At 63.0% G+C, this 1,816-nt stretch carries 1 protein-coding gene; it reads right to left on the bottom strand.

Annotated elements, in window-relative coordinates; all coding sequences use genetic code 11:
• Positions 1 to 112 precede the first annotated feature (112 nt).
• Positions 113 to 1,618 carry a serine/threonine-protein kinase gene (locus AWW66_RS32025; RefSeq protein WP_211272172.1) on the bottom strand — a complete coding sequence of 502 codons (1,506 nt, stop codon included), beginning with the start codon at positions 1,616 to 1,618 and terminating at the stop codon, positions 113 to 115.
• Positions 1,619 to 1,816: the final 198 nt, after the last annotated feature.

Below are 1,816 nucleotides of genomic sequence, written 5' to 3'. Positions count from 1 at the left end.
GACACGCCGAACGGTCACACCATTTCAGGCGCCACCACCGACTTCGACACACGCCCTAAGACGCGTCGGTGAGGGAGGATCGGGGCAAGGGGTCATACCCCCAGGGGGACCCTCACCGAACTCTCCAACTTCCCTGCGCCTGCTTCTCAGGCATCATCATGGGCCGCTGCAGCTTGCCCTGAGATGCCAGCGCAAGCCAACCTGCCCACCTGTCGACGAACTCATCCATCGCATCGATTGACATAGGAGTGAACGGCCACGCTACCTGCACCCGTCCTCCGATGAGCCCGTGACCGATGGCTTCCGCCGCGTCGGATGCGGGGTATAGCGCGTACGGGTCATTCGGGACATGACCTGATCCCAAGGTCGGCTGATGCGTAAAGGCCGTCTCGTACCAGTGGTACTCACCGGCCGTCTGCGCATCGCAGTACCAGAGGGAGTGGCTTCTCCCTTGGTAGGCTTGGTGGTTGATAGGTGCGGTGACACGCAAGGTTGCGTACGTCACGACGTCGAAGGCAGGTCCAGGCTGGCTCCCCCAGGGATGCCCTTCCAGTAAAACCGGGGCCTCGAAGGCCAGCCGTGCCTCGTTGAGTCGGATGACCCAACCTTCCGGGGACGGCCGGGTCTTGGGAATGTTTTCACTGCAGGCGGCTGCGGGAGCGTTCGCAAGGATGGAGTCCTTCAGGTAGTCCATCATTCGGATCAGCGATCGGTTTGATGACTGAGCCAGATCTCCCTTCCGCTCCTGTTCCGATCGGGCTTCAGATGCTGCGCGTTCCTCATTCCTGATCCGGTTCACCTCAGCAAGGTTCGCCTGCTGCAACTGCGCCAAGCCAGCCGACGGCGTTGCCTCGGCGGCTCGCTTCAAGCGGGCAAGCACGTTGGAAGGAGTCGGCCTCGCCTCCGGCCCCTTGTAAAGGCATTCGTCGATCAGGGCAACGACGGGCAGGGGAACGCCGCTGAGTGGTTCGGGGTTCTGGTGCAGGTGCTGGTCGCGGAAGTCATGCGACTCGGGGCCTTGGAAGGGCCGGTTCCCTGCAAGCAGTTCGTACCCGATCACGCCAAGGGCGTAGATATCGGTTGCAGACGTGGCCCTGATCCCCCGCCATTGTTCAGGAGAAGCGTACGGGCGCGACATCGAGTACTTCCGGGTGTCCGTAGCCGTCGAGGCTTCCGCGTATCGGGAAATGCCGAAGTCGGCCAGGCACCATTTTCCGTCAAGCAGGAGGACGTTCTCGGGCTTGAGATCACGGTGGACTACTCGGCCCTGCAAGCCGCTCAAGGCAGTTGCGATGTCCGCCAGGATGGCCAGAGCCTCGGCCAGCGGCAGCCGGCCCTGCACGCTCGTGATGTGTTCACGCAGCGACCTCTCAGCCCTAGGCATGATAAGGACCCAGTTGTCTTGCATCTCGCCGTTGTCGATGATCGGCACAACGTTCCGGACCCCAGCGAGGTCCACGAAGAGCAACTCCCGCTCAGCTCCTGGCCCCTTCGGCACGAGCTTCGCTACGGCGTTCGGAACCTGGTCGGACCTTGCCTCCAGCACCATCCCATAGCCGCCCTGCCCGATGCGCTCGCCGAGCGTCCATTCGCTCGCGAGCAACAACCGCTCCCCCACGTTGCCTCACCTCTCTGCCAGTCGCCCCGCGACCAGCCTACCCAACGTCCCGTGTGGACCTGGGCTTCCTATTGCGCGGCGCATCCCGGCCGGCTGATCCCATTCGTTGACTACATTCAGCCCTTTTCATCCTGCGTAGCGTTGGCTTCGACGTGGTGGAGAACGAGGATGGCCTGGACGATCGTGGTGGCTCGGCGT

The organism is Micromonospora rosaria, assembly GCF_001567585.1.
Taxonomy (GTDB): Bacteria; Actinomycetota; Actinomycetes; order Mycobacteriales; family Micromonosporaceae; genus Micromonospora; species Micromonospora rosaria.
This window is presented reverse-complemented; position numbering and strand designations above follow the sequence as displayed.